The organism is Streptomyces carpinensis, assembly GCF_002154505.1.
In the GTDB taxonomy this organism is placed as follows: Bacteria; Actinomycetota; Actinomycetes; order Streptomycetales; family Streptomycetaceae; genus Streptomyces; species Streptomyces carpinensis.
In genome coordinates this window covers 1-7,017 of record NZ_MUBM01000315.1, presented here as the reverse complement: position 1 = coordinate 7,017, position 7,017 = coordinate 1, and the positions used below count along the sequence as shown (strand labels likewise).

At 70.5% G+C, this 7,017-nt stretch carries 4 protein-coding genes, 1 tRNA gene, 1 other RNA gene and 1 pseudogene; 1 reads left to right on the top strand and 6 read right to left on the bottom strand.

Annotation, left to right across the window (positions count from 1 at the left end):
* Positions 1 to 2,247 (bottom strand): DNA polymerase III subunit gamma and tau (locus BZY54_RS35620; protein ID WP_086729452.1); only part of this gene is annotated, 2,247 nt, incomplete at its 3' end.
* 61 nt (positions 2,248 to 2,308) lie between these two features.
* Positions 2,309 to 2,407: signal recognition particle sRNA small type (gene ffs / locus BZY54_RS35615), an RNA gene on the bottom strand.
* A gap of 72 nt (positions 2,408 to 2,479) precedes the next feature.
* Here ffs and BZY54_RS35610 point away from each other — a divergent pair.
* Positions 2,480 to 2,564 (top strand) — tRNA-Ser (locus BZY54_RS35610).
* Between the two features lie 65 nt (positions 2,565 to 2,629).
* Here the strand turns inward: BZY54_RS35610 and BZY54_RS35605 are convergent.
* From BZY54_RS35605 to BZY54_RS35590, 4 genes and pseudogenes are all read right to left on the bottom strand, one after another.
* Positions 2,630 to 3,200 (bottom strand): annotated as a pseudogene (locus BZY54_RS35605) (tyrosine-type recombinase/integrase); the annotation flags it as partial.
* Positions 3,201 to 3,747: 547 nt separating this feature from the next.
* The gene (locus BZY54_RS35600; protein ID WP_244217502.1) at positions 3,748 to 4,800 is read right to left on the bottom strand and encodes an LAETG motif-containing sortase-dependent surface protein; all 1,053 of its coding nucleotides are present in this window, start codon (positions 4,798 to 4,800) and stop codon (positions 3,748 to 3,750) included.
* A 596-nt stretch (positions 4,801 to 5,396) separates the two neighbouring features.
* On the bottom strand, positions 5,397 to 5,789 hold the full coding sequence (locus BZY54_RS35595; protein ID WP_086729451.1) for a hypothetical protein: 393 nt from the start codon (positions 5,787 to 5,789) through the stop codon (positions 5,397 to 5,399).
* A gap of 104 nt (positions 5,790 to 5,893) precedes the next feature.
* The gene (locus BZY54_RS35590) at positions 5,894 to 6,913 is read right to left on the bottom strand and encodes an RNA polymerase subunit sigma-70 (RefSeq protein WP_244217501.1); all 1,020 of its coding nucleotides are present in this window, start codon (positions 6,911 to 6,913) and stop codon (positions 5,894 to 5,896) included.
* Between the last annotated feature and the right edge of the window lie 104 nt (positions 6,914 to 7,017).

Below are 7,017 nucleotides of genomic sequence, written 5' to 3'. Positions count from 1 at the left end.
GGGCGAGGGGGCCGCTGCCGGTGGGCCACCGGTGGCCGTGGCCGCCGCCGACCGGGCCTGGGGTGCACCCGGTCCGGAGGAACCGGCGCCGCCCGCAGCGGCGGGCTGGGCGGCCGTCGTGGGCCGGGACGCGACCGGGGTGCCGCCCCCGTAGCCGCTGCCGGTGGCGTATCCGCCGCCGCCTCCGTAGCCGCCGGTGGCCGGGGGTGCGGAGCCGCCGCCACCCGTCGGGTCGACGATCGCCTCGATCTTCCACTGCACGTGGAACTGCTCGGCCAGCGCCTGCCGCAGCACGTCCTCGCTGCCGTTGCTGACGAAACTGTCCCGCGGGCCCGCGCCGGCGAACCCGAGTTGCAGGGTCGTCCCGTCGAAGCCCGCGACGTGGGCGTACTGGTCCAGCATGATCCAGGTGACCTTGCGGCGGTTCTTGACCGCGTCGAGGATGTTCGGCCACAGCTGCCGGGGGTCGAGCCCACCGGAGACCGGGCCGGACGGGCCGGACGCCTGGAGGCCGGCGGCCGGACCGGGCCCCTGCTGTCCGGGGGCCGCGGTCCGCGGGCCGGAGGGTGACGCCATGGTGGGGGCAGGAGCAGGCGAACCGCTCGACGGCCGGCCCGTGCCGGGCGCGGCAGCGGTCGGCCAGCCCCCGGGGCGTCGCCCACCGCCTGCGGGCGCGGCCGTGGGCCAGGCGCCGGGCGCGGCGGCGGCAGGCGCCGAGGCGGGTGGAGCATCGGGCGGGGTCGACTCCTGGGAGCGGTCACCGACGGCGGGAGCGGCGGCAGGTCCGAAAGGCGCCGTGGAAGGGGGTCCGGAGGACGCCTCGGCGCCCTCATGCCCGTATCCACGGCCGGGCCCCATGCCCCCTGCCGGCGCACCGGCACCGGCACCTCCGGCACCAGGACCAGCGGAACCACCAGGGCCGTCAACGCCGCCACCGGGACCAGAAGCCCGTACCGCCGCCCGAGCCGCCGCGGGGCCGCCGCCGGGCGGTACCGGCACGGCGGGGCCGCCGACGGCGGCTGCCGCTCCGTGGGCCTCGGGACCGGGCACGTACCCCATCGGAGGGGCCCCCGCCCCCGTGGAGAAACTCCCACCGCGCTCGAGCCGGTCGAGGCGGGCCATCACGGACCGCTCGTCGCCGTAGGCGGCGGGCAGCAGCACGCGGGCGCAGATCAGCTCGAGCTGGAGGCGAGGCGAGGTGGCGCCGCGCATCTCGGTCAGGCCCTCGTTGACGAGGTCGGCGGCGCGGCTCAGCTCGGCGGCGCCGAAGGAACGGGCCTGGGCCTGCATCCGTTCGACGACATCGGCCGGGGCGTCGATGAGCCCCTTCTCGGCGGCGTCCGGGACGGCGGCGAGGATCACCAGGTCCCGCAGCCGCTCCAGCAGGTCGGCGACGAACCGACGGGGATCGTTGCCGCCCTCGATCACACGGTCGACGACCTCGAAGGCGCCGGAGCCGTCCCCGGAGGCGAAGGCCTCGACGACGGAGTCGAGCAGCGAGCCGTCGGTGTACCCGAGGAGCGAGGTGGCCATGGCATAGGTCACACCTTCCTCTCCCGCACCGGCGAGCAGCTGGTCCATGACGGACATGGAGTCACGTACGGATCCGGCACCGGCCCGCACGACCAGCGGAAGCACCCCCTCCTCGACGGGGATGTCCTCCTTGTGGCACACCTCACCGAGGTAGTCCCGCAGCGTCCCCGGGGGGACCAGCCGGAAGGGGTAGTGATGGGTCCGGGAGCGGATGGTCCCGATGACCTTCTCCGGCTCGGTGGTCGCGAAGATGAACTTCAGGTGCTCCGGCGGCTCCTCGACCACCTTGAGCAGCGCGTTGAAACCAGCCGACGTGACCATATGGGCCTCGTCGATGATGTAGATCTTGTACCGGCTGCGCGCGGGCCCGAAGAACGCCTTCTCCCGCAGGTCACGGGCGTCGTCCACACCGCCGTGCGACGCGGCGTCGATCTCGATGACGTCGATGGAGCCCGGGCCGTTGCGAGCGAGGTCGCGGCACGATTCGCACTCACCGCAGGGCGTGGGGGTCGGCCCCTTCTCGCAGTTCAGACAGCGGGCGAGGATCCGCGCGCTGGTCGTCTTGCCACACCCGCGCGGACCGCTGAACAGGTACGCGTGATTGACCCGGTTGTTCCGCAGCGCCTGCTGCAGCGGGTCGGTGACATGCTCCTGCCCGATGACCTCGGCGAAGGACTCCGGGCGGTAGCGGCGGTACAGCGCGAGAGACGACACGCATACGAGGTTATAGGCGCCCACTGACAACCGGCCCGGCCGCACGCCACCCCCGCCGGGGAACGCAAGCGCCCCCCACGCACCCGCCAGAGCCAACCTACCCTTGCTGCCTTCCGGCCCTGGGGGAGTTCAGTCAGATAGCGCCGCGTGAGGGGCTGCCGAAAGACTACCCGATCCTGACGGTGAGGAACGAGTTCGCGAGCACTCCTCTCGGTCATGTAATGTTTCCGGCGGAGGATTCGCCTAGAGGCCTAGGGCGCACGCTTGGAAAGCGTGTTGGGGGCAACCCCTCACGAGTTCGAATCTCGTATCCTCCGCAGCCGCCTGAACAGGCGAAACGAAGCGGCCCCGCTGATCACAGCGGGGCCGCTTCGTTGTCCACTCAGACGTCGTTGTCCTGGTCTTTGTCCACAGACGGCGTTTCCGGCGCTCCCCAGATGGCTCGCTCGATCTTGCGGGCCGCCTCCTTCAGCATGGGGTCGGTCACATGTAGATAACGTGCCCGCATCCGAGCGGCCCCTCCCGGCTCCCATCCCATGATCTGACCAATGACCCGGTCAGGGACCCCCAGCAGCATCAGGACCGTGCCGGCCCTGTGGCGGGCGTCGTGCAGTCGACCGTCACGGACCCCCGCATCGTCCAGGAGTCACTTCCAGTCGTGATAGTCCGTGTTCGGGCTGAGCGGGCCACCCAACCGCTTGGTGAACACGTACTCCGACTCCGCCCCACAGGTTCCCGGCGGTCTCGCGCTCTCGCTCCTGCCGCTTCCTTGTGGCGCGCAGCATCACGACCAGGGGACCCGGAAGAGGCACGGCACGGCGTCCGGCGCGGGACTTGGTGTTCTTGGTCTCGCGCCGTACCTGCACCCGGTCCGGGCAGTACCCAGCCTTCCGACCGCAGGGGGCCGCCTCGCCGCAACCTGGCGGGGAAGACGGACGAAGCTGCCGACCCCGCCCGCACCATCACCGAGCCCGACGACCAGGCGAAGGCGCCGGCAGCGGTAGCTCGGGCCTGCGGCCTTCCAGCTGAAGGCAGATCGCTGCTCGCGTGGGCCTTGTCTCTTGAATCGCTGAGCACCCTTGCCGGAGAACTGCCATTTGTAGCCCAGAGGCACTGAACGAGGCAGTGCTCTGTGCACGCTTGTCGCTGTAAAGGCCAGCCGAGTCGTGCGTGCCCAGACGCGAAGCGACCGTCGGTGACGCGTTCGATGATGCCGGTCCCTGTACGTACGGGGCGCGATGGCGTGAATGGAGGGTCCGTCTGCCCATGCGGAGTGGGCTGGACGCGGCGTTTGACATCAATCGCTGACATCGACGCTGACGCACATGGGAGGACGAGCGCGGACGAGCCTGCCAAGGCTGAGTAGGCGGCAACCCTCACGATCCGCGTAGGAGTGGTCCGGGCACCCGCCTGCGGATCAGATGGCGAAGGGCCGCGCCCGCGTGTGCGGGTGCGGCCCTCGTGACTCGGTGAGTCAGAATCGGCGCGCCAGGTACGCGGTCAGGCTGTGGCGCCGCTGTCGGCCTTGCGGCGGCGCACGACGAACACGGCGCCGGCGCCGACGGCGACCGCGGCACCGCCCGCCACCGCGATCATCGGCAGCGCCGAGTTGGAGCCGGTCTCTGCGAGGTGGCCCTGCGGGACGATCTTGTTGTCGCCGGCGGGCTTGGCCGGCAGCGGCTTCCGGCCGCCCTGCGGCTTGGCCTCGCCCGGGTTGCCCGACTTGGAGCCGGCGGCCAGGACTTCGAACTGGTAGAAGTCGTCGTCGCTGGAGTAGACGCAGTTGCCCTTGTCATCGGCGTACATGCCGATGGAGATGGCGAAGCCCATGCCGGCCGGGGCCTTGCTGTCGATGCTCAGCCGCAGGTCGATGGAGAAGGACTCCTTGGCCTGGACGTCGGTGTAGCCGAGGTAGCCGGCGCCCTCGTCGTCCTCGTTCAGGGAGATGTTCTGCCACGTGCCGGTGGCCGGATCCTTGAACTGGAGCGTGAGGTAGCTCGTGGTGTCCTCGTAGTTCTTCTCGTTGATCTGAGCGGCGAACACGCCGAGGTCGACACGCTTGTAGGTGTTGTCGCCGGAGTTGTTGACGTTCAGCTTGAAGTTGTGGAATCCGCTGCCCGCGACGATCTTCGAGGGCAGGCCGGACAGGCCGGTGCGCAGGTTCTTGTCCTGCTTGTAGTCCTCGGTGTCGTTGCACACCTGCGGGCCCGGCGTCTCGGACGGCGAGGTGCTGGGGCTGGGGGTGGCCGACTCCTCGTCGGTGGTGCCTTCGTCCTTCGAGTCGGACCCGTCCTCGGTCTTGGTGTCCGATCCGTCCTCGGTCTTGGTGTCCGATCCGTCCTCGGTCTTGGTGTCGGACCCGTCCTCCGTCTTGGTGGCGGACCCGCCCTCGGACTCGCTCGAGGCAGCCGACTCGCTGTCGGTGGCGGCGGGGGTGCTGGAGGAGGAGTCAGGGCTGCCCTCCGTCGCGAAAGCGGCCGGGGCCGCAAGAAAGACAGCAGGCGTGATGGCGGCCGTAGCGGCAGCGAGAGCCAGGTAGCGGCGAAGCTTCATGCGAACCTCAGAAACGGGGATGACCAACGCGTTCGCAAAGGAGATCCCTAGGAAACTCAAAGGGTTGCCCAATAGTCTGCGCGTCTGGGTGTGACGTGCGTCACGAGCACGGAAACAACAACGGGTTGTTATGCCCGGGCCGTGTCTCCGCCAAAGTGTCTTCGGCCAGGTCAGATAGGGGTTTCGAGCGGGACACCGCGACGGTCTCGAAAGCCGTCGTGGCGAGTCGGTACCCGCATCGTCTACAACCGGCGTTTGGGTGCCTGCCCCAAGGCATTGGCTTCGTTGTCCTGGTCCTTGTCCAGTACGCCGATGGCCGTTGGCGTTCACCGCTGTACGCGTACCCCGTCTGAGCTGCCGCGCGAACGCCTATGAACGCCTCAGAACAGGAGCGTGGACAGTTGGAAAGCGTGCTGGGGGCAACCCCTCACGAGTTCGAATCTCGTATCCTCCGCCGGCCCAGAGGGCCGGGTCACGAAAGTGGCGCGGCCCTCTGGCGTATGTCTGCCCCGGGCCATGGCGTCCAAGGCGTTCGTCGTCCAAGGCGTTCTTGCGGTGGCGTTCGTGCGGTGCTGCTCAGGTCTGACCCGCTCGTGTCAGGGGACTCTCCGCGTCATGGAGACGATCACGGCGGAAAGGGCGGCCGTCACGACGAGGCTCCCCACCAGCACCATCGTCACGCCGACCATGAACAGACCGCTGGCGTCGTCCGACCAGTCGTAGTAGGCGGAGAGGGACAGGCCGACCGGGATGCCGGCCACCGCGCCCGCGAGGTGCCGCCGGTATGCCGCCCAGCACACCGGCGGCAGCAGGGTCAGCACCAGCCCGATCACCTGCCACGCCTCGTACGGGCCGGTCGTCGTGCCGTCGGGCCGCACGTCACGCTGCTGGTCCCAGCCCAGCCAGGCAGCCCACACTGCTGCCGTCACCGCAGCCGACACGAGGATCTCCAGCAGTCGGAGGCCGAGTTTCCGCAGTCGTTGGTCCATGGCCCAAGCGTTTCGGCTCACCCCGTGGCCGACCACTGCGCAGGTACTCAGGCCTGGCTGAGTACCTGCGCAGTGACTCCCGCACGAGCCGAGCGGTCGAAGGCTCAGGGCGCGGGTGTGGACGTGGGCGTGGGCGTGGGCGTGCGACCGAATGTCGGCACCAGGCTCGGGTCGTTGAACGCCGTGATGCGGGCGATGTGGGAACCGACCAGGGTCAGGACCTGGACGCCGTAGGGCTCGTACCGTCCGTCGCCCGCGTGCCGGTGGACGACGAAGGCGGGCTGGCCGTTGGCGCGGGTGGGCGTCAGCCGCCACAGGCCGCGGCGCAGCACCCGGTCGGCCAGGAAGCCGACCACGGCCCTTCGGCCGGTGAACCAGGTCGGGGTGGGCGGCATCTCCAGTTCCACGTCGAGCCGCAGCAGGTTCACCAGCGCGTCGGGGTCGGCCCGGGTGAACGCGTCGACGTAGCCGTCGAGGAGGGTGCGCATGGTCCCCTCGTCCGGCTCGGTCAGGCCGTCCTCGACCGGGCCGGCCTCGGCGAGGCGGGCCCGGGCGCGGCGCAGCGCGCTGTCGACGGCCGCGATCGTGGTGTCGAGTATCTCGGCGACCTCGGCCGTCCGGAACCCGAGCACGTCGCGCAGCGTCAGCACGGCCCGCTGCCGGGCGGACAGCAACTGGAGCGCGGCGATGAAGGCGAGCCGCACCCCCGTCCGCCCGGCCACGATCGCCGCCGGGTCGAGGGTGCCGAGGCCGAAGAGGGAGTCCGGCGCAGGCTGCAGCCACCCCGCCGACGGCTCGCGGGGGGCCACGGCGACCCGGTGGTCGTCCTCGGGCGCACCCAGTCCCGACGGCAGGGGCCGCCGTGAGCGCGTCTGCAGCGCCGTCAGGCAGGCCATGGTGGCGATCTTGTACAGCCATCGCCGTACAGAGGATCGGCCCTCGAATCCGCCGAAGGCGCGCCACGCTCGCATGTAGGTCTCCTGCACCAGGTCCTCGGCGTCGTGGATCGAGCCGAGGATCCGGTAGCAGTGCGCGAGCAGTTCCGGCCGGAACTGCTCGGTCAGGGCGGCGAACTGGGCGTCCGACGGCATCGCGGCCACTCCCCGGGTTGCGGTGCGGTCCACGGTAGAAGCCCGCTCAGCCGATCGGACGGAGGCCGTCGCCGGTGCCCCGGTACTCCGGAGCACTGTCGGGGTCTGCGGCGATCTCCACGACCGCCTTGGCGAAC